Source organism: Mesorhizobium sp. M0189 (assembly GCF_040322135.1).
Lineage (GTDB): Bacteria > Pseudomonadota > Alphaproteobacteria > Rhizobiales > Rhizobiaceae > Mesorhizobium.
In genome coordinates, this window is record NZ_JAMYSW010000037.1 from 1 (window position 1) to 21,455 (window position 21,455).

Sequence of the window (21,455 nt, forward strand, 5' to 3'; positions counted from 1 at the left end):
TGATCAGAAGGTCTTCGCCATTGAGCTTGACTTCGGTGCCCGACCACTTGCCGAACAGGATGCGGTCGCCGGCCTTGACGTCCAGCGGGACGAGCTTGCCGGCCTCGTCACGGGCGCCGGAACCGACGGCGATGATCTCGCCTTCCTGCGGCTTTTCCTTCGCCGTGTCGGGGATGATGATCCCGCCGGCGGTCTTCGCTTCGGACTCGACGCGGCGAACGACCACGCGGTCATGCAGCGGCCGGAAATTCGACTTTGCCATTTTTGGATTTCCCTGGTGCGGATGTTGAACGGTTCTCCGTTGCCGGAGCGTGTTTAGCACTCACCAGAAGCGAGTGCTAACGCGGCAGTGAGATAGGCCGTAGGCTCCTGCTAGTCAAGACGGAAGAGGGACGGGCGAAGAGCAAACGAGCGTGGAAGCACCGAGCGTTTTACGTGAACGACGTCGGAGATCGGACATGGATGGGGCGGCTCACCATTTGCAACTGAAGGCTTTATTCATTTGGCACGATTGGTGCAGCGAATGATCCGCAAACGTTGCGCGCGACCGATATAATGAGAGGTGAGCGCCATCAGGATTCCTGCGTTAACCGTCCACTCGGTCTTTACGGTGTGGCCGCCGCGCGGGCGCCAGGACTCCGGCCATCCCGATAGTCACCAATCCAATCTGCGGAGAACAGGAGGCAAGATGAGAGCGACAGTCAGCACGAACTCGAATTTGAAATGTTTGGCCAAAGCAACTGCCATCGCCTTGCTCTGGACGGTCACGGCTACATCGGCGGACGAAGGTATGTGGATGCCGGGCCAGACTGCGGAAGTGTGCGCGGCCATGCGCGCGGATGGGCTCCAGATCGATCCCGCCCAGCTGGGCCGTCTAGACGCTGACCCGCTCAACGCGATCGTATCACTGGGCGGATGCTCCGCCTCGTTCGTCAGTCCACAAGGGCTGGTCGCAACCAATCATCATTGCGTGTTAGAATCCATCCAATACCACAGCAAGGAGGGCCAGGACTATCTCACAGACGGCTTTCTGGCGAAGAGCCCTGGGTGAAGAATTGCCCGCGGCGCCAGGCAGCCGCAGCTATGTGATCGAGGACATGCGGGATGTGACCGCCGAAATGCTCAAGAGCGTCTCGGACAAGCTGAACGGGTTTGCCCGCTATGAGCGGCTCGCCACGAACAAAAAGGCCCTGATCGCCGCATGTGAAGGACAGCCCATCGCCGTTGCGACGTATGGCGGCGTCTCCTACTATCTCCTCCAGAAGCTCGAAATTGAGGACGTGCGCCTCGTCTATGCGCCCGCGCTCGGCATCGGCAACTTCGGCGGCCAAACGGACAACTGGATGTGGCTGCGCCACACGGGCCACTTCGGCTTTTATCGCGCCTATGTCGCTCCTGATGGTTCCTCCCGGCCATATGCGCGCGACAATGTGCCTTACCGGCCGGAGAGTTGGCTACCCATAGCCTGTGAAGGCGTCAAGGAAGGCGACCTTGTGATGGTCGCCGGCTTTCCCGGCGCAACCCACCAGTTCCTGACCGCGGATGAAGTCCGGTTCAACTTCGCGCAATTCGAACCGCGGTTGCAGCGTTCGCTCTTATCCCGCCCAGATCAATCAGGCAACGGCAGGCAATCGCGAGGCGCAGATCCATTGACCGCCCGCTTCACAAATTGGCTCGGCCTAAAACGCATGGGAAAAGCAGAAAAGGCAACAGATCGGCACCAGAATGAATATGGCCGCGCGAACTGACAGACGCGCCAACAATCGGCATCTCGCATGGTGGCACTGGACGTGGCTCCCACCCTGCTGGCGCGACTCCCCATCAGGTCGTCGGGGTTTCGCTGGCGAAAAAAACTTCCGCGTGTCTCTGCGCGATCCATCCCGCTTGCGCGTGCCTAGTCAACCAAAAAACTGACCATCTGCAGGATCAGGATCAGCAAAAAAAAGCCAAAGGCAGACGCCAAAACAGCTGCCAGCAGGACGATGCGTTGTTTCTTCACCCACAGTTCCCCCGGGAGAGAGTCTAAGGATAATCCTTAAAAAAGGCGCCATGGAACAGGGCGCCCCACGCTCATTTGTGTAAGTTTAAAGTTTAGCTTGCCTGAATTTATGTAATTATACGGTTTCTTTCATGCAACACTTTTCCAAGTACTTGCACAAATCTGAACGTATCGCACATTTAGACGAACTGTACATTCGATAGCGACTTTGACGCACGCATTTACTGGCGGTATACATCCTTCACCGTTGCCGCAAGGCATTGGCCCAGGCGCGCGGCACCTCCTTCACGACAAAGGTTGAAAGCCCGTCCTCGGGCGTTTCATTTCCAAGATCACTTCGATCAACTCATACGGGCTTCCCGAGCGAGACCGTGGGTTCGGACGGTGCGAATGAATTTCTCGTTATAATCGAATTGATTATAAGGGATATTTCTACGTTGAGTATAAAGGATGTCAAGCCCGCGCCAGCGGCAATTTTGTCCGGGCGACCTCCGTTTCGTCGAGGACATGGTGGCGGAAGCGATAAAGCTTCGCCGGCCGACCGCCGGTATCAAATGCACTTTCGCCGGTCTCCTCCACCAGTTCCTGCTGCTCCATCAACCGGCGAAAGTTCTGCTGAAGCGCCCCTGCCGATGTAATCGTCAACGCCGTCCGCGTCAGCGCATTGCCATCGGCGAGAAGCCGACGGCATTGTTGATGACGAACGTAACGATCCGCGGCTTCAGACAGGAATGTGCGCTTCGTCCAGATGGATGGAGTGGACTGGCAGGTTCCGGGCGGCCGCGCCGTTGAGGATGCAGCATCGAGAGCCGCGCTCGCCGAGGATGACATAGGTCGAGATTCGCGCCGGAAGTCTTGCTCCATGTCTCCCACGAATCCATTGGCAGGATCCCGGCTTCTTCGCAGTGGTCAGGGTCGAGCGTTATCGAACCGTGGTAGTTGAGGTTTGCTTCGGTGACGTGCATGCCGTGCAGATTGCCGGCGACTATTTTTCGCATTGGTCCCGTTGTCCTATTCATCTCACAAAGTCAGTCCTGATGTTGAGCAGCTTCGCTGGGCTAAATCCCGACGACGAGCGCCCCGCCGCTGAGTCCCGCACCTGCCGCCGCCAGGAGTATTTTCTTGCCCGGCCGAAACGGCTCCGCTTGATTGGCGAGCGACAGTGAGAGCGGGATCGTCGCGGCGGAAGAGTTGCCATAGTCGGCGATCGTCTTGACGATCAGGTGATCGGCAACGCCGAGGTTTCGCCCGACCGCATCGAAAATGCGAGCATTGGCCTGATGCGGCACGAACCGGTCGACATCCTGTGGTCGCACTCCGGCAGCGGCTAGCGCGCTTATCGAGCAATCGGTCATCATCTCGACGGCCTTTGCGAACACTTCGCGGCCGTCGGTCATCGTCATTCGGGTTTGCGCGAGGTCGAGGTCACCGTGGAACGGGATGTTGCTTCCCCCTGCGGGAATCTGGATCAGCCCGTATCGCGAGCCGTCCGAATCCACAGAGGCACCGAGAATCCCCCGATCAGTATCCTCGGAGGGACCGATCACGAGGGCGCCGGCGGCATCGGCAAACAGCACGGCGCTGGCGCGCTCAGAGGGATTGATGCGGCGGCTGAGGATATTGGCGGCGATAACAAGGCTCGCTTTGCCGTGCAGGCGGGTAAATCCGTCCGCAAACATCAGCGCATAGATGAAGCCGGCGCAGGCGCCGGTCAGATCGACAGCGCCGGCGCGGCCGAGCCCCAGCCGATGTGCGACCAGGGGCGCGCTGGGCGGCAGGAGGTGATCGGGCGTCGAGGTGGCAAGCAGCAGCAGACCGATGTCGTGGCGCGCAATGCCGGCGCTGGCCAGCGCCATGGCCCCGGCCTGCGCAGCAAGACCAGACAGCGTGTCTTCGTTTGTTGCCCAGAAGCGCGACCGGATTCCAGTACGCCGCTCGATCCAGCCCGGTTCGAGGCCGAGATCGCTCTCGATCTCGGCATTCGCCACCTTTCGGCCAGGCGCATGATGGCCAAACCCGAGAAGGCGCGACAACCTGCTCATGGGCTCGAACCGAAGCGTTCGCCGGCCTCCTCGATCGCGTCATGGAGCCGATCGAGCTCGTCGCCGGTGACGCAATAGGGAGGCATGAGATAAAGGACATTGCCGAGCGGGCGCACAAGCAGGCCGAGCTCGAGGAAAAAGGCCCGCAGCTTAGGTCCGATCTCGGCCAGATAGCCGGCAGAGCCGGCGCGCAGGTCGAGAGCCAGGATCGTGCCGATCGCGCGGCTGTCGGTGAAGTTGGCATTGTCGCGAAAGCGTCGAAACCCGGCGGCCTGCCTCGCGCTCAGGGTGGCGATCCGCTCGGCCACCGGCTCGTCACGCCAGATCTCGACATTGGCGAGTGCTGCCGCGCAGGCAATCGGATTGGCCGTGTAGGAACTCGAGTGGAAAAACGTCTTCTTCCGGTCCTCGGAATAGTGAGCCTGGAAGATGGCATCGGTGGCGAGTGTGGCGGCCAGCGGGATTGCGCCGCCGGTCAAGCCCTTCGAGATGCAAAGGATATCAGGGGAGATCGACGCCTGCTCGCAGGCGAACATGGTTCCGGTTCGTCCCCAGCCTGTCATCACCTCGTCGGCGATCAGCAGCGTGCCGGAGGCCTCGGCGATCTTCTTCAATTCGGTGAGAACCCAGGCCGGATACATCAGCATGCCGCCGGCGCCAAGCACGAGCGGTTCGACGATCAGGGCGGCGGTGCGCCGGTCGCGGGAGACTGCTTCGAACCGATCCAGCGTTTCCTGCTCGCGCCCGGCGGCCGGGAAGGGGATGGTGTCGACCTCGAACAGCAAGGGCTCGTAGGCGGCGTTGAACACACCGCGGGCGCCGACGCTCATCGTGCCGATCGTGTCGCCATGATAGCTGTGCTCCATGACGACGATGCGCGAGCGCGGCGTGCCGATGTTGCGGAAATAGCCGAGGGCCATCTTCAGCGCGACTTCGACGCTGGTCGAGCCGCTGTCGGAATAGAACACCCAGTCGAGTCCGGCGGGAGCGAGTCCGACAAGCGCCCTGGCCAAGCATTCGGCAGGCTCGTGCGTGAAGCCCGCGAAGATGATCTGGTCGAGGCTCGAGGCGGTCGTCTCGATTGCCTTCATAATGCGGGGATGGCGGTGGCCATGTGTGACGACCCACCAGGAGGAAATGGCGTCCAGAATGCGCGCGCCATTGGCTTTGTGGAGATACGCGCCTTCAGTCAGGACGATTTCAGGGATCGCCGGCTCGAGCGCGTGCTGGGTGAAGGGATGCCACACACGGGATTGCGGCATCATTCGCCTCCGGCAATCAAAGCGAGGTCGAAGCCGGCAATCATCGCTTCCCGCAGCGTTTTGCCCGTCAGCGGATCGAGGTGCGGCAGCCTGCCGAGTTGCGGCACGTCGCCGAATTCCACGATCGTCCGTTGCGTATCGGTCATCTCATCGCCGATGAAGGCGATGCCAGCCAGCGGGATAGCGCGCGCCCGCAGGGCCTCGATCGACAGCAGGGTGTGATTGATTGTTCCGAGCGCGGTGCGGGCGCACAGAATGACCGGCAACTGCCATTGCTCGAATATGTCGATGAACCTTGTCCGGCGGTTCAGCGGCACCATCAGCCCGCCGGCGCCTTCGATGACGAGCGGTGTCGGCAGGACCGGAAACGAAAGATCGGCAGCCTCGATCGAAACGTCGTCGATTTCGGCCGAACGATGCGGCGAAAGCGGGCTCTTCAAGCGGTAGGCTTCCGGCAGCACGCGCCCCGACGGCAGCCCGGCAAGTCGCGCAACCGCCTCGCTGTCGGTCTCGCCGTCGAGGCCCGATTGCACCGGCTTCCAGTAGAAACCGTCAAGCAGGCCGGCAAGCCCGGCCGAAAACACCGTCTTGCCAATTCCGGTGTCTGTTCCGGTGATGACGATGCGCTTGGTCATGTCGCCTCCGGTCATGTCTGGGCCAACACCTCGACGAGCGCCTCGACCATGGCGGAAATGTCGGCTTCGCCGATATTGAGCGTCAGTGAGATGCGCAGCCGCGACGTGCCCTCGGGCACGGTCGGCGGACGAATGCCGCGTATGTCGAAGCCGCGGGCCTGCAGGCGCGCCGACACTGCCATGGTGCGCCTGACATCGCCGATGACAAATGGCTGGATTTGCGAGCCGCTGGGCGTGACGCCGCAGCGATCGACCAATTGGCGGCCTGCGAGGGCGACGCGTTCATGCAGCTGAAAACGCCGCATAGGCTCGTCGGCGAGCATTGCGAGCGCTTCGCGCGCCGCGACCGCCATCAGCGGCGAGGGCGCGGTGGCGTAGATGAATGGCCGGCAACGGTTGATCAGATACTGGCACAGTGTCCTCGGCCCGGTCACGAGCCCACCAGATGCGCCGAGCGCCTTGCCGCAGGTGTGGAGCGCGACGATGTTGTCGCGGCCCTCGAAAGCGGCGGCCAGCCCCCGGCCGTCCGGTCCCCAGACGCCGGTCGCGTGCGCCTCGTCAATGACGATGAATGCGTTGTGCCGATCGGCAAGCGCGGCCAGGCTATCCAAAGGCGCGCAGTCGCCATCCATGCTGTATAGGCTTTCCACCGCAATCCAGACGCATCCCATGCCGCCTTCGGCGCGCCAACGCTTGATCGCGTCCTCGACAGCATCGACGTCGTTGTGCGCGGCCAGCACGAACTGGGCGCGCCCGGCCTGCGCACCCTCATGCATGCTGGCATGGGCGAGCTCGTCGAGAACCAGAAGGTCGCCCTTCTGGGGCAGCGCCGTCAGCAGAGCGAAGTTGGCGATGTAGCCGCTGCCGAAGAAGAGTGCGCGTTCAGCTCCGAAGAACACCGCCGCGTCCGCCTCCAGGGTCTCGTGTTCCGGCGCATTGCCGCGTAACAGCCGCGATCCGGTCGCGCCGACCGGCGTGCCCCGCGCGATCGCCGCCGCAACCGCGTCGCCGAGCCTCCTCGAGGCGGCAAGCCCGAGATAGTCGTTCGACGAGAAGTCGAGCCCGGCGCGCGGCGCAAGCGTCCGCAGCCGGTCCTTGCGCGCCAGTCCCTGCAGGGTCGCCTCATAGCGGGCAAGCGGTGCCCCGTTCATTGCGCCTCGAGTTCCATCGGCTCGATGCCAAGGCGCCGGAACAGCAGGGTATCCTTGTCCTCACCGGGATTGTCCGCCGTCAGCAGCGTGTCGCCGACGAAGATCGAGTTGGCGCCGGCAAAAAAGCACAGCGCCTGCATCTCGTCGGTCATGGCCGTACGGCCGGCGGAAAGACGGATATGCGATTTCGGCATCATGATGCGCGCCAGCGCGATCACGCGCACGAATTCGATCGGCTCGATGGGCTTGGCGTCGGCAAGCGGGGTGCCGGGGATCGGGATCAGCATGTTGATCGGAACGCTTTGCGGATGTTCCGGCAGGTTGGCCAGCGTCACCAGCATGCCGATCCGGTCCACCGGCTCCTCGCCCATGCCGACAATGCCGCCGCAGCAGACCTTGATGCCGGATTGGCGAACGTGCTCGAGCGTCTCGAGCCGCTCGGCAAAGCTCCGCGTGCTGATGATCTCGCTATAGTAGCGTTCCGACGTATCGATGTTGTGGTTGTAAAAGTCGAGACCAGCCTGCTTCAGTCGAGCGGCTTGCTCACGATCGAGCATGCCGAGCGTCATGCAGGTCTCCATGCCCAGCGCCTTGACGCCTTCGACCATCGCCACCACCGCATCCATGTCGCGCGCCTTGGGGTTTCGCCAGGCCGCGCCCATGCAATAGCGGGTTGCGCCGGCGTCACGCGCCTTGGTCGCCTCGGCGACGACGCGCCGGACCTCCATCAGCTTCGACGCCTTCAGGCCGGTCTCGTGATGCGCCGACTGGCTGCAATAGCCGCAATCCTCCGGGCATCCGCCCGTCTTGATGCTGAGCAGCCGGCTGAGCTGGACCTTGTTGGGATCGAAATTCTGGCGGTGCACGGTTTGCGCGAGGAAGAGGAGATTGTTGAAGGGGGCATCGTGAAGTGCCCGAGCCTTCTCCAGGGTCCACGCTCCGGGGTCAGGGGATTGAGCCTGTGGCGATGTCTGCGTTGGACTGGCTGTTTGCATGTCCATGCTGTTCCTCCGGTTCTGCCTTGCTTTGCTGTCTGATTGATGACGATCGGAAAGGACAGTTGATTCGATCCTGTCCGTTCCTCAGGCAATCATGAGCCCCAATAGTCGAGGCCGATATCCAAGATCGGCGCGCTGTGGGTCAGTCGGCCGACTGAAATCAGATCAACGCCGGTCGCGGCAATCGCTCGCGCTGTATCGGATGCGATCCCGCCAGAAGCCTCGGTGATAGCACGGCCGCCAACGATTGCGACGGCCCGGCGAAGATCGGCGAGGGACATGTTGTCGAGCAGAACCGCATCGGGAGCGAAGCCAAGTACCTCCTCCAACTGGGCCAGCGTATCGACCTCGACTTCGATCTTGACGAGATGACCGGCCCGTCTTCGTGCTCGCTCGAGCGCCGGGCGAACGCCGCCTGCGATGGCGATGTGGTTGTCCTTGATCAGAATTGCGTCGTCGAGGCCGAAACGGTGATTGGATCCGCCACCCGCGCGCACCGCATACTTTTCGACTGCCCTCAATCCGGGCGTCGTCTTGCGCGTGCAGACGATCTTCGCGCCATATCCACGAACCGCAGCGACGATCGATGCCGTTGCTGTAGCGATGCCGCTCAGATGGCACAAAAAATTGAGTGCCGTCCGTTCGGCTGTGAGAATGCCCCGGGCAGGGCCAACCACTGATGCAATGACCTCTCCATCCATGACATTGGAGCCGTCTGCCCGCTCCACCGAGATTTCGACATCAGGATCAATCAAGCGGAAAGCGAGCATCGCCAGATCGAGGCCGGCGACAACTCCGGACTGGCGCGCCGCCAGCACGGTTCCCGCTTGGTGTTCCTTCGGGACGATGGCCTCCGTGGTCAAGTCGCCGGCTCTGCCAAGGTCTTCAAGAAGAGCTGCCCTTACAAGCGGCTCAAGCATGATCATGGGAAGCGGTGAGAGCGTCATCACTTTGCCCCTTCGAGGCTTGGCGAGTGTCCGAGTTCCCGCGCAGCGGCCAAGGCGGCTTCGAGGGTGATTTCGGACCGTCGGGCGACAGTCGCATGATGAGGAAAGTCTGTCCGGTAATGAGCGCCGCGGCTTTCTTCGCGCAACAGGGCGGCAACCGCGATCATTAGCCCGACAGCCGCCGGATCCGAGGTCGCGTCCTTGCTTTCGGCGAGCGGCAACAAGGCATATGCGGCTGCTTTCAAACCTTCACCATCCCGGACGACGCCGAGTGCGCGCGACAGGAAAACACGCACGGGTGTCGGCGCGGGCGATGGGTAAACGTCCGCAAACGCAGGCTTTGTTCTGCGAGCAGGCGTTCCGGCGACACTTTCAGCGACCCAGCGCGCGCACACGACGGCCTCGGTCAAGGAATTGCTGGCGAGCCTGTTGGCGCCATGCAGTCCTGTCGAAGCGACTTCGCCGCAGGCCCACAGCCCCTTGACGGAGGTCCTACCGGAGCCGTCCACGGCAACGCCACCCATGTGGTAGTGTTGGGCCGGACGAATGGGGATGAGATCGCGCGCGGGATTGATGCCGGCTCCACGACAGGCTGATGCGATTGTCGGGAAGTGTCGAGCAAATTCCGGGCCAGGCCGTTGCCGCGCGTCGAGAAAAACACGGTGGCCATTGGCAAGATGGTTCCAGACGGCGCGCGCCAAGACATCACGAGGCGCAAGTTCCGCCCCTGGCACGCTCTGGAGAAAAGCCTGGCCGGTTTCGTCGATCAGGGCAGCACCTTCGCCGCGGACGGCCTCGCTGACCAGCACCATAGGGCGTTCCGGGCCGTCAAGCGCGGTCGGGTGGAACTGGATGAACTCGAGGTCGGCAAGGACAGCTCCAGCGCGGGCCGCAAGCGCCAGGCCCTGTCCGTAACTGCCCCAAGGATTGGTGGTGTCGAGAAACAGTCCCCCGATCCCACCGGTGGCGAGGACGACCCGCCGTGAGCCGAAGAAGACAGGTCCTATCGAACCGCTCGCCCAGACGCCTCGGATCGCATTCTCTCGCACCGCCAGCCGGCGCGCTTCCATGCCCTCCACGACAACAATCGACGGAGTGGAACGCACAGCCGCGATCAGGGCACGCATGATCTCACGCCCGGTGCCGTCACCATGCGCATGAACGATGCGACGTCGGCTGTGTGCGGCCTCCAATCCGAGGCACAGTGATCCTTTCGGCGTACGGTCGAAGGGAACCCCAAAGCCCGCAAGCCCCTCTATCGCCTTGGGCGCGGCTTGGAGGATGCGGCTCGCCACGTCTGTGTCGCAGAGACCATCCCCGGCGGCAAGCGTATCGGCCAGGTGCAGTGCCGGATCGTCGTCTTCGCCGAAACTTGCAGCCAGACCACCCTGTGCCCACGTGCTCGAATTGTCAGCTCCCAGCAGCGTCCTGGACAGAAGCAGCACCGGCTCCGGCGCCAGTTGAAGCGCGGTCATCAGTCCGGCGATGCCGCCGCCGATGATGATGGGCCGCCCGAAGAAGCTGCGGACATCGGCGCTCAAATTGCCAGCATCCGTTCGACCGCAAGCCGCGCGCGCCCGGCGATCCCGGGTTCGATGGTTACGATATGGTGGTTCTGCTCGAGCGCCATGCGGATGTTGGCAAGCGTGATCCGCTTCATGTGAGGGCACAAATTGCAGGGCCGGATGAACTCGACCTCTGGGTGCGCTAACGCGACGTTGTCGCTCATCGAACATTCCGTCATCAGCACGACACGTGCCGGCCTTTGCCTCTCGACATAGTCGGACATGGCAGCGGTCGAGCCGGAAAAATCTGCTTCAGCCACGACGTCGGGCGGGCATTCGGGATGCGCGAGCACGATCACGCCGGGATGGCTTTCGCGCAACTCGCGGATGTCGGCCGGTGTAAAGCGCTCATGCACCTCGCAATGCCCTTTCCAGGCGATGATCTGCACATCGGTCTGGGCGGCGATATTCTGGGCCAGATATTCGTCCGGCAACATGATCACCTGGGGAACGCCAAGGGATTGGACGACCGCCTTGGCGTTGCCGGATGTACAGCAGATATCCGACTCGGCTTTCACTTCGGCCGACGTGTTGACATAAGTGATGATCGGCACGCCGGGATAACGCTGGCGCATCAAGCGCACGTCTTCTGCCGTGATCGATTCCGCCAACGAACAGCCTGCCCGCAGGTCGGGAATGAGCACCGTCTTTTGCGGATTGAGCAGCTTGGCCGTTTCGGCCATGAAATGTACGCCGGCCAGCACGATGACTTGCGCCTCGATCGTCGCAGCCGTGCGGGCCAGTGCCAAGCTGTCGCCGACGATGTCGGCCACGCAATGGAAGATCTCGGGGGTCTGATAGTTGTGCGCCAGGATGATGGCGTTGCGCTCGCGTTTCAGCGCAAGGATCGCCTCGATATCCTCGACGAAAGCCGGCCATTCGATCGGCGGGATCACTCGTCGGACGCGCTCGTAGAGAAACGCGGTCGCAGGCAGCATGGCGCTCATCGACCCCTCCAGCTTATACTCTAGTTGAAAATAACCAGCATATACTTGCTGTGAGTATAAGCGATGTCAACCCCGCGCCAGCGGCAATTTTGTCCCGGCGATGGCCCTCTCGTCGAGAACGGCGTGGCGGAACCGGTAAAGCTTCGCTGGCCGGCCGCCGGTCTCCGCGGTTGCCTCTCCGGTCTCTTCGACCAGCTCCTGCTGCTCGATCAGCCGGCGAAAGTTCGGCTTACGCACGAGCCTGCCGGCAAGCGCCTCCACGGTTCGCTGCAGCTGCAAAAGCGTGAAGACCGGCGGCATCAGCTCAAAGACGACCGGCCGGTATTTGATCTTGGAGCGCAGCCGCGCAATGCCGGTCGCCACGATGCGGCGATGATCGGCGACCATAGACTTGCTGGGCACCAGCGGAGGCAGCGTCGCGTCCCGTCCGCTTCCGGCCTCTTGGACCAGGCCTGCTTCGTAGACTAACTCATAGCGTTGAAGCGTGAGTTCCTCGTTCCAAAGGCGGTCGTCGAAGCCGAAGGCTATCGTCGCCCGCTGCCAGCGTTCACGTCGCGTGGCCGCGTCGCTGACGCCGTCTGCCCATTCAATCAGGCGCGGTCGCAGAACGTCCAGCACGACCGGAGGCGTGCCGGAGCGGTGGTCCTCCCATGGAAAATATTCATACCAGCTCTGCCAGCCGCACTTGGGCGAGCCAGCTGCCTGTTCCTTGCGGGTCAATGCGAGATAGCTGATGGAGATGACGCGCTGCTGGCGCTCGGCGCCGATGCGATCCCGATCCGCGAAGGTGTAGAGTTGCTCAATGTACCCCAGCGGATGGCCGGTCTGCTGCTCGACCCACCCCCTCAAACCGGATTGCAGCGATCGGTGCTCAAGCGCAAATGGTCCGGAGGGAAGGGTGTCCGCCTGGCCGATGGTGAGGACACAGGGTTCACTGTCGTTTACGGCGACGACAAAGGCGATCAGGTCCACTTTGACTTCGTCGGCCTTGACGGCGGCTCCGTCTTTCCTGGGTCCTTTTGCCTGATCGTCCATGTTCGCGAAAGTGGTTGGCCAGCTCGGGGGCGCCTGAATCGATTTAAGTGTAAGCGCGCCTGTCCGCACGTCAACACCGCACAGCTGCACGGCCATTTTTAGCTCTTCGCACTTGCACAAAAATGTGGCAAACGCGACACCCGCGGTTGGTAACGTTGGGGAAGGAGGGTCCATTGAGTGCGTTTGGTGACACCAAGGCGATCACACCGCCGGATATTCGTTCGCGCAAAGGTGGGACGCCGCTCGTCTGCCTTACCGCCTACACGACGCCAGTCGCCCGGCTTGTCGATCCCCATTGCGATGTGGTGCTGGTCGGCGACAGCGTCGGCATGGTTCTCCACGGCCTGCCCTCGACGCTCGGTGTGACGCTGGAGATGATGATCACGCACGGCCAGGCCGTGCGCCGTGGCCTCGAGCAGGCGCTGATGGTCGTCGACCTGCCGTTCGGTTCCTTCGAGGAAAGCCCCGAGCAGGCTTTCCGCAATGCGGCGCGCGTCATGGCCGAGACCGGCTGCGCGGCCGTCAAGCTCGAAGGCGGCGAAACGATGGCAGAGACGATCGGCTTCCTCGCCGCGCGCGGCGTGCCGGTCATGGCCCATGTCGGCTTGACGCCGCAGGCGATCAACACCATCGGTGGCTACCGCGTGCAGGGCAGAGGCGGGGATGCCGAGCGCATCAGGCGCGACGCGCTTGCGGTGAGCGAAGCGGGCGCCTTTGCGGTCGTGCTGGAGAAGGTTCCCGAGGCGCTCGCCCGCCGGATCACCGGGGAGGTGGCGACCCCGACCATTGGCATCGGTGCCTCGGCAGCCTGTGACGGCCAGATTCTCGTCGTCGACGACATGCTGGGCCTCTTCGGCGACTTCCGGCCCAAATTCGTCAAGCGCTATGCTGAACTGGGGGAGGCCGCTGCGGCTGCGATCGCGGCCTATGCGCGGGAAGTGAAGGAGCGCCAGTTTCCGGCCGCCGAGCACGTGTTTGCCGATGCGCCCAAGCCCGCCGACGCGGACGCGGCCAAGAGCGGAGAAGCAGCGTGAGCGTGCCGATTGTCAGGAGCGTTGCCCAGCTTCGTCAAATCGTCGCCGCATGGCGCCGCGAGGGCGTGAGGATTGCCGTGGTGCCAACGATGGGCGTCCTGCATGAGGGTCATCTCAGCCTGGTTCGCGCGGCACTCGAGAAGGCCGACCGGGTGATCGTGACGCTCTTCGTCAACCCGAAGCAATTCAACAGCCAGGCCGATCTCGCCGCGTATCCGAGCACCGAGGACGAGGATGCCGCCAAGCTGGCACCGCTTGGCGCGCACCTGCTTTATGCGCCGGATGCAGAGGAAATGTATCCGGCGGCCTTCGCCACGACCGTTTCGGTGTCCGGTGTCAGCGAGGGCCTGTGCGGTGCCTTCCGGCCGGGACATTTCGATGGCGTGGCGACCGTCGTCGCCAAGCTCTTCCTGCAGACCAGCGCTGACTTCGGCTTCTTTGGCGAAAAGGACTTTCAGCAGCTTCAGCTAGTCAGGCGTATGGCCCGGGACCTGGATATTCCAATCACCATTGTTCCTTGTCCGACAGTCCGCGAAGCCGACGGTCTTGCACTATCATCGCGCAATGTCCGGCTCTCGCCAGCAGAGCGTGCTGTTGCCCCCGAGCTACCATCGGTCTTGCTCGAGACGGCTGAGCGGCTTGCCCGCGGCTCGCCCGTCCTGCCAACGCTTGCCGAAGCGCGCGCAGCAATTCTGGCTGCGGGCTATCGCGAGGTCGAATACCTGGAACTTCGCGACGAGGCAGATCTGCGACCCATGACAAGCCTTGACCGACCTGCACGCTTGCTTGTCGCGGCCTGGCTCGGCGGCACACGGCTCATAGACAACGTCAGAATATCACGGGTTTCAACAGATTAACGGGGTTCTCGGCACGCGCTGTATCCGTCCGGGATCGTTTAAAACAAGGTCTCTGCCTGGCATCGAGCGATCACGGAGGTTACGCAAAGCGCAAATGCATCGCGTGTTTGAGAACTTCGTCGAGCAACTGTCTGCAAGTGTTGATGCTGCCGATCTCCGTGAGGCAATGGCATCCGCTGCAGCCGGCTTCGATTTTCCGCTATTCGCCTATTTCACTTACCCGTCGGCCCCCGGCGACGCCCCGCAATTGATCTCAAACTATCCTTCATCCTGGACATCACGTTATCTGCAACAGCGGTACCACAGTCTTGATCCGGTCATCCTGCGCGGGCTGCAAGGCTGGGATACCTTCGATTGGGGTGTGGATCGCGCTCGGCACTGTCTGCCGAATTCGCAGCAACAAATTCTGGAGAGTGCGGCTGAGTTTGGCATCCGCGGCGGCCTTACGATATCCATGCATGATCATCGCGGCCGGTTTGCTGCCCTGACCTTTGCTTCCGACGAGTCCCGCCCGCCTCTGTTGCGGTCACTGACACGTTACGAAAAAGCATTGCAGCTGGTGGCCATCAACTTTCATATCCATGTCCGGCGCAGGCTCGCCGACGATCGCGTAGTGGATGGTGTAACGCTCACCCCGCGGGAGTTCGAGTGCCTGAAATGGGCGGCGCGCGGCAAGTCGGCTTGGGTTATCAGCCAGCTTCTCGGCGTCTCAAAGCGCACCGTGACCTTTCATCTGGAAAACGCCAAGGCAAAGCTTGGCGTTCGAACGATCAACCAGGCCGTTGCACGACTGGCTGCCTCCGGCCAGGCGAGATCCTGATTCGTCGGCCACGATAGCTGTAAACCTCTACAGGCTGCATCGCTGCCGGCTTTGCCCTTCGATGGCGGGAACACATCCCGCACGGAGGCGACCATGATGCAGCTGATAACACCAGACCTTTACGACGAGTTCGCAAGCGAGCTCAAAGACATGCACGGGCTGAGGTTTCGGGTGTTCAAGGAAAGGCTCGATTGGGAAGTTGATACCGAAGACCAGATGGAAACAGACCCGTTTGATGGTCTGAAGCCTGTCTATCTGCTCCTCAAGGGATCCGACTGGCGAATTCGCGGTTGCGTGCGTCTTTTGCCCAGCACCGGACCCACAATGTTGCGCGACACGTTCCCGGTGCTGCTGGGTGCTGACGTCGTGCCCTCGACCTCCGACATATGGGAGAGCAGTCGTTTCGCGCTCGATCTTCCTCCGTCGGCGCCCAAGGCAGCGGGCGGACTGGCCCAGGCAACCTACGAGCTCTTCGCGGGCATGATCGAGTTCGGCTTGGCCAAGGATCTGACCCGGATAGTAACGGTGACGGACACGCGCATGGAACGGATCCTTCGCCTCGCGACGTGGCCATTGTCGCGCATCGGACAACCCAAGTCCGTCGGCAAAACGGAGGCGGTGGCCGGGTTTCTCGAGATTTCCCGCGCGAGCCTTTTGCGCATCCGCAGCAGGGGACGTCTGAGCGGACCGGTACTGTGGCAACCGGTTCTAGGCCCGTGCGGCATTGTGGACACCTGAGCCGTGAAGGATGCTGGTCTGCCCAAGGAAGCGACGGTCGGTCTTGTATGCTGGCCGGACTGGCGTCGTCACGAAGCTTACCACTACGCCAGACGATTGCCACGCACTGCCTGGGCCTGGGAGTTTCTTCGGCGCAATCCACAATTCCAGCGCGACCACGCCAAAATGGCACCGTCCGCCTGCATTGTCGGAGCCCAGGCCGACATGAACATAATCGAGTTGACGACAGGATCATCTTTCCTAAGACAATGGAGCCTCCTTTTTCGCGGACGCGCCACAGTGGGACGCTACGTCGGCAAGGGTCTTTTGGGATCCGCGCGACTGCGCCCGTATTCTACGAGCGGCCGCGGAGCTGGTTGGGCTCGACCACGATTTTGAACCGCTTGATCTTTCGTCGCTCTCATGCTGCAAGGACATCCTGCTGACACCTGCCGGCGTGCAGCACGTGCTGCTGAGGGAGGACTGCCGGAGTCTGCAGATCGCCCTTTCCGGTGCATCCGTTCTCCGCCCGTTGCGGCTATATGTCGACGCGATCGTGCAGCCGCAGCACCTGAAGTTCCATGTCGCTGCCCTTCAGTTCCTGAACGACATCAGTGGTTGCGGCCGCCTGGCAGCTGCTTGCTTTCCGCCGGAACCCCGCGGAGCGCGTCTGCGTATCGTGCTCCAGGCTTTGGATGGCTCGCTTGCGGGAGCATCTCATCAGGAGATCGCCATTGCCCTGTTCGGGAGACGCCGTGTCGAAGAAGATTGGTCTCATCCAGGTAGCCATCTTCGCGATCAGGTGCGTCGCGCCATCCAACGTGGCCGCTACCTGATGGGCGGTGGCTATAGACAGTTCCTGATGTAATTCGGGTGACAGCTCGGTGATTGTTTATCCGAAAACGGGCAGGCATCAATCTCCATTTCTCACTGCTATTGTGCCTTGTACAAGACGTGACACGCGCCTAGTTCTTCCGCTGCGGGAATCGGGTTTGAGTAATACGGACGAAGCACTGAGAACCAACGCTTTCGTGATAGTGCATTCATGCCACGAGAATCCTGATGACCGTTACGAACCCCGACAAAGCCGGCGCTGACTGAAACGGTCGCTGAACGTGCTCTGTGGCGTGCGCCGCCTGACTCTCGGTTTCGGCCATGCCGACCAACAGCGTATTGATAGGCCATCGCGGGCTAAACTCTACCGGCGAAAGCCGCGTCAACAGCGGCAGGCATTAAACTTGATCGGCGGCGACGATGATTATGATCAACGTGACGAACACGTGAATCATGCCGACGGCGCCGACGCTGCTGATGATGATGATGCCGACCATGCGTCGCTGATGCTGCCTAACTACAGTGCTGTGTGATCATGCCGATCACCGCGTGACCACGAGCGGCGGCGGTTCGTGGTCAGGTGCGTGGCCGGGATGATCGCGCATGGCCGATTGTTCCTTCGTGCCGCGGGGTGTGGGCTTGCGTTCGGTCATGAGGACGTCAGGCGCAACGAGGAAGTTAGATCAGGGCCCCAAACGCGGCTTATCCATGGGGTGGATGATAGCTATCCCTACAATCAATTATACCAATATTACCCAATACTACTAGAAGATCCCCCAATGAAAGCGCCGGATGGGTATCCGTCTCGCGTAGGCTGAAGCTGCCGGCAAGAATGGGAAGACGAACATGTGCGGGATTGTTGGTATCGTTGGGCAACAGACGGTGTCGGATCGGTTGGTCGACGCATTGAAGCGTTTGGAATATCGCGGCTATGATTCCGCCGGCGTTGCGACGATCACCGAAGGTGTCTTGCACCGCCGGCGCGCCGAGGGCAAGCTCGTCAATCTCGAGAGGAGACTGAAGGAAGAGCCGCTGAGCGGTAACATCGGCATCGGCCACACGCGTTGGGCAACCCATGGGGCCTCGACGGAACGCAATGCGCACCCGCACTTTGCCGACGGTGTCGCCGTCGTCCATAACGGCATCATCGAGAATTTCACCGAGCTGAAGGACGAATTGGCGGCGGCTGGCGCCGAGTTCCAGACCGACACCGACACCGAGGTCATCGCGCATCTCTTGGCAAGACACCGCCGGGAGGGCATGAGGCGGCAAGAGGCGATGCGTGCCATGCTGAAACGCGTCAGGGGCGCCTATGCGCTTGCCGTCCTCTTCGAAGATGATCCGTCGACCATCATGGCGGCGCGCAACGGACCACCGCTGGCGATCGGTCACGGCGACGGCGAGATGTTCCTGGGCTCCGACGCGATCGCGCTTGCTCCCTTCACCAATGAAATTACCTATCTCATCGAGGGCGACTGGGCCATTGTCGGCAATTCGGGCGCCCATATCTTCGATTTCGACGGCCATCCCGTCGAGCGTCCGCGCCATACCTCCACGGCCGCGGCCGATCTGGCCAGCAAGGGCAGCCATCGCCACTTCATGGAGAAGGAAATCTACGAGCAGCCCGAAGTCATCGCCCATGCTCTCCGTCACTATAGCAACATCATAGAAAATCGCGCCGACACGGTTTCTGGCATCGATTTCGCCAGGATCCCGAGCTTGGCGATCTCGGCCTGCGGGACCGCCTATCTCGCCGGACTGATCGGAAAATACTGGTTCGAGCGCTATGCGCGCCTGACGGTTGAAATCGACGTTGCGTCCGAATTCCGTTACCGCGAGATCCCGTTGTCGCCGCAGTCCGCGGCTCTTTTCATTTCGCAGTCCGGCGAAACCGCTGATACGCTCGCATCGTTGAGGTACTGCAAGGAGCGTGGGCTGAAAATTGGCGCTATCGTCAATGCCTGCGAATCGACCATCGCTCGGGAGGCCGATGCGGTCTTCCCGATCCTTGCCGGACCGGAGATTGGCGTCGCCTCCACCAAGGCGTTTACCTGCCAGCTTGCGGTTCTAGCCGCACTCGCCATCGGCGCCGCCAGAGCCCGCGGGACCGTAACCGAAGACGAGCTGCAGGCGCTCGTCAGGAGCCTCGCCGAAGTGCCGCGCGTCATGGGCCAGGTACTCAACAGCATCCAGCCGGAGATCGAGTTCCTGTCGCGCGAACTGTCAAAGTGTCGTGACGTCCTGTATCTCGGCCGTGGCACCAGTTTCCCGCTAGCGATGGAAGGTGCGCTGAAGCTCAAGGAGATTTCCTACATCCATGCCGAGGGCTATGCGGCGGGTGAATTGAAGCATGGTCCGATCGCATTGATCGACGACAACATGCCAGTGATCGTCATCGCGCCCCATGATCGCTTTTTCGACAAGACCGTCTCCAACATGCAGGAAGTGGCTGCCCGTGGAGGGCGGATTATCCTCATCACCGATGAAAAAGGGGCAGCCGCATCGAAACTCAACACCATGCACACGCTAGTGCTGCCGGCTGTCGACGAGATTATCGCGCCGATGATCTTCTCGCTGCCGGTACAGCTTCTTGCCTACCACACGGCGCTCTTCATGGGCACAGACGTAGACCAGCCGCGCAATCTCGCAAAATCGGTCACGGTCGAGTGATTGTGAACCTTTATAGGTGGCGATGCTTGTCCATCTTCGCTGCATCGGCGGTGGAAATTGGTCGAAGGTATCAGCGTCCGCGAGGCTGGGTGGACGGTGCCGCGAATAGCCACTGGAGGCGTCAGTGAGAGTTCGAGTTGCTGTTCAAGAAAGCCATCGGGGAGAATGAGTCGTGTAGGATCGCAGGTCGAATGCGCTACAGCCGATCAGGCCATCTCATGGCGGGCAGGTTCTTAGAACTTGATCAGAAGCAGGTGAGCCGCCATATTCCGACCCGGCTGCCAATTTCAAGTGGCCCATTCCATGGATGAGGCCGGTCCGGCCGAATGGACGTCCATTTTTTTGATTTGCTGGATGTGCGCCAGGGTCGGGGAGGAAATCTCCCGATTTGTCAGGCGCTCCCATCTTCTTGGAGATGTTTATGAAGGATTCGCGCATTCCCGAGCCAGTCTTGACGGCTATGTCGCAGGGGACCCACATCATCCGCGCTTATCGTGAGCACCTTGGGTATTCAATCGAGGACCTCGCGGTCGCGTGCGGGCTTGCCGCTCAGGAAATCCAAAACATCGAGCGGGGTCTAAAGTACAATAAGGGCTATCGGAATCGGATAGCGAGATCGCTGTCCATACCTGTGGGAATTCTTGAGGCAGAGTCGGACATATCGGACGCCGCCTGATCAGTCGGATAATCTGCAATGGGTGGAAGACCGCTCTTGTGATGTGACGTTTGCGGCTGATAGTCGTCGCTTGATTCCGTTGGACGCGAATGCCTTTTGGCGCAGTGCCGCCAAGAGAATTCTCGTCCACTGTCCGAGTCAGGAACTGCACACGGGCTCGCCGAACAGGAAGTTGGAACGCTTCGTCATGCTGTCTTAGGCGATATAGCCGCCCGGAGTGCTGCGACACGTGCACGATAGCATTGGCTCGCGAGGATGGATTGCTAACGGCGAACCCATGCTGGTCGGCAAGGCGATACTGGCTGGAGCATCAACTCGGCCGACGAGAGTGGCCCCCCATCCTAGGCAGGATCGGCCGACATGGCCGGCATCGCGAGCCGCTCTGAAAAGAGCACAGCGGGCATCCAGACGCTGCCGGGTTGACTATGGGTGTCGGAACCGCAAAAAGGGGCCGCTCTTCATGAGTGGCGTGCGCCGGCAGTCTAACCCCAAGCCCCCCGCCAGGCTGCCGGCGCGCTTCTAGCCGCCTTGATGCACGGCGACAAGCTTTTGAAGGCCTGAAGCGACGTTGTGGTCGCCGTTGCGGTGCTTTTCCACGCGCCTCGTCAGGCGCCGGGATTGCTCCGTCGTGATGGCAGGCGGGGGTTTGCAGGTTGCGGTCGACGGGTTCGTTTCGGGGCGTCTGCCCCCATCGTTATGTCGCGAGTTGGGGGATGCGATCGAGGACGATGCGCAGGATGCGCTGGTCGGGGCACGATGTCGGCAGGTGCAGGCGGATTTGCGATTTCATCTCGACCACCCGCGCAGCGATTTTGATGAGGCGCAATCGCAGCGTGTCGAATTGGGCGACGGCAAAGCTCGAGCGCCTCGGCATCGCGGCCCGCAAGCCCCACATCAACCAGTAAGCACCGGCATGCAGGAATAGGCGGAACTGGTTGGCCGTCGCTCTGGTGCAGGATGTGCGGTCGGCGGCAAGATGCGTCTTCCACGACTTGATGTGGTTCTCGGCCGCGCCGCGCCGGCAGTAGACATCCTCGTAGAGCGCCTTGGCCTTCCCACCGGCAAGGTTGGTGACGACGAAGCGGATATCGCCACCTTGGGCGCCGACCTCGACCCGCGCGATGATGCGCTCGACGCGGCTCCAATTAGCGGCGCCGTCAACAAACTCCTTGAACCTGCGGACCTTGCCTGTCTTGGCCGACGCTTCGAAGCGCGCCGTCGTGCTGGCCTCCAGATCCGCGACATGCTTGCGCAGGGTCGTGGTGG

General features: G+C 61.8%; 22 protein-coding genes and 2 pseudogenes. 11 read left to right on the top strand and 13 right to left on the bottom strand.

What is annotated here, in order from left to right; translation table 11 throughout:
* Positions 1–262: co-chaperone GroES (locus tag NKJ09_RS31240; protein WP_352764618.1), on the bottom strand; the 262-nt coding region annotated here is incomplete at its 3' end.
* 426 nt (positions 263–688) lie between these two features.
* On the opposite strand from NKJ09_RS31240, the gene NKJ09_RS31245 reads away from it, so the two are divergent.
* Complete coding sequence (locus NKJ09_RS31245; protein ID WP_352707389.1) at positions 689–1,051, top strand: S46 family peptidase; 363 nt, start codon at positions 689–691, stop codon at positions 1,049–1,051.
* Positions 1,052–1,055: 4 nt separating this feature from the next.
* On the top strand, positions 1,056–1,748 hold the full coding sequence (locus NKJ09_RS31250) for a S46 family peptidase (protein ID WP_352764621.1): 693 nt from the start codon (positions 1,056–1,058) through the stop codon (positions 1,746–1,748).
* Between the two features lie 704 nt (positions 1,749–2,452).
* Here NKJ09_RS31250 and NKJ09_RS32625 read toward each other — a convergent pair.
* The 11 genes and pseudogenes from NKJ09_RS32625 to NKJ09_RS31300 form a co-directional block, all read right to left on the bottom strand.
* Positions 2,453–2,617, bottom strand: a pseudogene (locus tag NKJ09_RS32625) (NrtR DNA-binding winged helix domain-containing protein); the annotation flags it as partial.
* A 65-nt stretch (positions 2,618–2,682) separates the two neighbouring features.
* A pseudogene (locus NKJ09_RS31255) lies at positions 2,683–2,997 on the bottom strand (aspartate 1-decarboxylase); the annotation flags it as partial.
* A 60-nt stretch (positions 2,998–3,057) separates the two neighbouring features.
* On the bottom strand, positions 3,058–4,041 hold the full coding sequence (bioZ, locus tag NKJ09_RS31260; RefSeq protein ID WP_352764624.1) for a 3-oxopimeloyl-[acyl-carrier-protein] synthase BioZ: 984 nt from the start codon (positions 4,039–4,041) through the stop codon (positions 3,058–3,060).
* A complete protein-coding gene (locus tag NKJ09_RS31265; RefSeq protein ID WP_352764626.1) occupies positions 4,038–5,303 on the bottom strand; it encodes an adenosylmethionine--8-amino-7-oxononanoate transaminase in 1,266 nt (421 codons plus the stop codon). The genes bioZ and NKJ09_RS31265 overlap by 4 nt, the downstream gene beginning before the upstream one ends.
* The gene (gene bioD, locus NKJ09_RS31270; RefSeq protein WP_352764629.1) at positions 5,303–5,938 is read right to left on the bottom strand and encodes a dethiobiotin synthase; all 636 of its coding nucleotides are present in this window, start codon (positions 5,936–5,938) and stop codon (positions 5,303–5,305) included. The genes NKJ09_RS31265 and bioD overlap by 1 nt, the downstream gene beginning before the upstream one ends.
* An 11-nt stretch (positions 5,939–5,949) precedes the next feature.
* Positions 5,950–7,089: an 8-amino-7-oxononanoate synthase gene (locus NKJ09_RS31275; protein WP_352764632.1), complete on the bottom strand. Its 1,140-nt coding sequence runs from the start codon at positions 7,087–7,089 to the stop codon at positions 5,950–5,952.
* Entirely contained in the window at positions 7,086–8,084 is a 999-nt protein-coding gene (bioB, locus tag NKJ09_RS31280; protein ID WP_352764646.1) for a biotin synthase BioB, read from the bottom strand. Before bioB ends, NKJ09_RS31275 begins: the two co-directional genes overlap by 4 nt.
* A gap of 95 nt (positions 8,085–8,179) precedes the next feature.
* Complete coding sequence (gene nadC / locus NKJ09_RS31285) at positions 8,180–9,034, bottom strand: carboxylating nicotinate-nucleotide diphosphorylase (RefSeq protein ID WP_352764633.1); 855 nt, start codon at positions 9,032–9,034, stop codon at positions 8,180–8,182.
* Positions 9,034–10,575 carry an L-aspartate oxidase gene (locus NKJ09_RS31290; protein ID WP_352764635.1) on the bottom strand — a complete coding sequence of 514 codons (1,542 nt, stop codon included), beginning with the start codon at positions 10,573–10,575 and terminating at the stop codon, positions 9,034–9,036. The genes nadC and NKJ09_RS31290 overlap by 1 nt, the downstream gene beginning before the upstream one ends.
* Positions 10,572–11,546, bottom strand: coding sequence for a quinolinate synthase NadA (gene nadA, locus NKJ09_RS31295; protein ID WP_352508058.1), 975 nt, complete (start codon positions 11,544–11,546; stop codon positions 10,572–10,574). Before nadA ends, NKJ09_RS31290 begins: the two co-directional genes overlap by 4 nt.
* A gap of 66 nt (positions 11,547–11,612) precedes the next feature.
* The gene (locus NKJ09_RS31300) at positions 11,613–12,581 is read right to left on the bottom strand and encodes an NUDIX hydrolase (protein ID WP_352764649.1); all 969 of its coding nucleotides are present in this window, start codon (positions 12,579–12,581) and stop codon (positions 11,613–11,615) included.
* Positions 12,582–12,754: 173 nt separating this feature from the next.
* Here NKJ09_RS31300 and panB point away from each other — a divergent pair, with 173 nt between their 5' ends.
* The 9 genes from panB (at position 12,755) to NKJ09_RS31345 (ending at position 20,189) form a co-directional block, all read left to right on the top strand.
* Positions 12,755–13,615, top strand: coding sequence for a 3-methyl-2-oxobutanoate hydroxymethyltransferase (gene panB / locus NKJ09_RS31305; RefSeq protein WP_352549642.1), 861 nt, complete (start codon positions 12,755–12,757; stop codon positions 13,613–13,615).
* Positions 13,612–14,472 (top strand): pantoate--beta-alanine ligase, encoded by an 861-nt coding sequence (gene panC / locus NKJ09_RS31310; protein ID WP_352756779.1) that lies wholly within the window; start codon positions 13,612–13,614, stop codon positions 14,470–14,472. The genes panB and panC overlap by 4 nt, the downstream gene beginning before the upstream one ends.
* Positions 14,473–14,566: 94 nt before the next feature.
* Entirely contained in the window at positions 14,567–15,292 is a 726-nt protein-coding gene (locus NKJ09_RS31315) for a LuxR family transcriptional regulator (RefSeq protein WP_352474702.1), read from the top strand.
* Between the two features lie 93 nt (positions 15,293–15,385).
* The gene (locus NKJ09_RS31320) at positions 15,386–16,030 is read left to right on the top strand and encodes an acyl-homoserine-lactone synthase (RefSeq protein ID WP_352764637.1); all 645 of its coding nucleotides are present in this window, start codon (positions 15,386–15,388) and stop codon (positions 16,028–16,030) included.
* 3 nt (positions 16,031–16,033) lie between these two features.
* Positions 16,034–16,408, top strand: a complete 375-nt coding sequence (locus NKJ09_RS31325; RefSeq protein ID WP_352508062.1) for a transcriptional regulator domain-containing protein — start codon at positions 16,034–16,036, stop codon at positions 16,406–16,408.
* 58 nt (positions 16,409–16,466) lie between these two features.
* Positions 16,467–16,877: a DUF2285 domain-containing protein gene (locus NKJ09_RS31330; RefSeq protein ID WP_352618332.1), complete on the top strand. Its 411-nt coding sequence runs from the start codon at positions 16,467–16,469 to the stop codon at positions 16,875–16,877.
* A gap of 259 nt (positions 16,878–17,136) precedes the next feature.
* On the top strand, positions 17,137–17,376 hold the full coding sequence (locus NKJ09_RS31335; protein ID WP_352764640.1) for a hypothetical protein: 240 nt from the start codon (positions 17,137–17,139) through the stop codon (positions 17,374–17,376).
* Positions 17,377–17,689: 313 nt separating this feature from the next.
* Positions 17,690–19,513 carry a glutamine--fructose-6-phosphate transaminase (isomerizing) gene (gene glmS / locus NKJ09_RS31340; RefSeq protein ID WP_352764643.1) on the top strand — a complete coding sequence of 608 codons (1,824 nt, stop codon included), beginning with the start codon at positions 17,690–17,692 and terminating at the stop codon, positions 19,511–19,513.
* A gap of 460 nt (positions 19,514–19,973) precedes the next feature.
* On the top strand, positions 19,974–20,189 hold the full coding sequence (locus tag NKJ09_RS31345) for a helix-turn-helix domain-containing protein (protein WP_352453550.1): 216 nt from the start codon (positions 19,974–19,976) through the stop codon (positions 20,187–20,189).
* A 694-nt stretch (positions 20,190–20,883) separates the two neighbouring features.
* Here NKJ09_RS31345 and NKJ09_RS31350 read toward each other — a convergent pair.
* The coding region (locus NKJ09_RS31350; protein ID WP_352764645.1) for a transposase at positions 20,884–21,455 on the bottom strand (572 nt) is incomplete at its 5' end.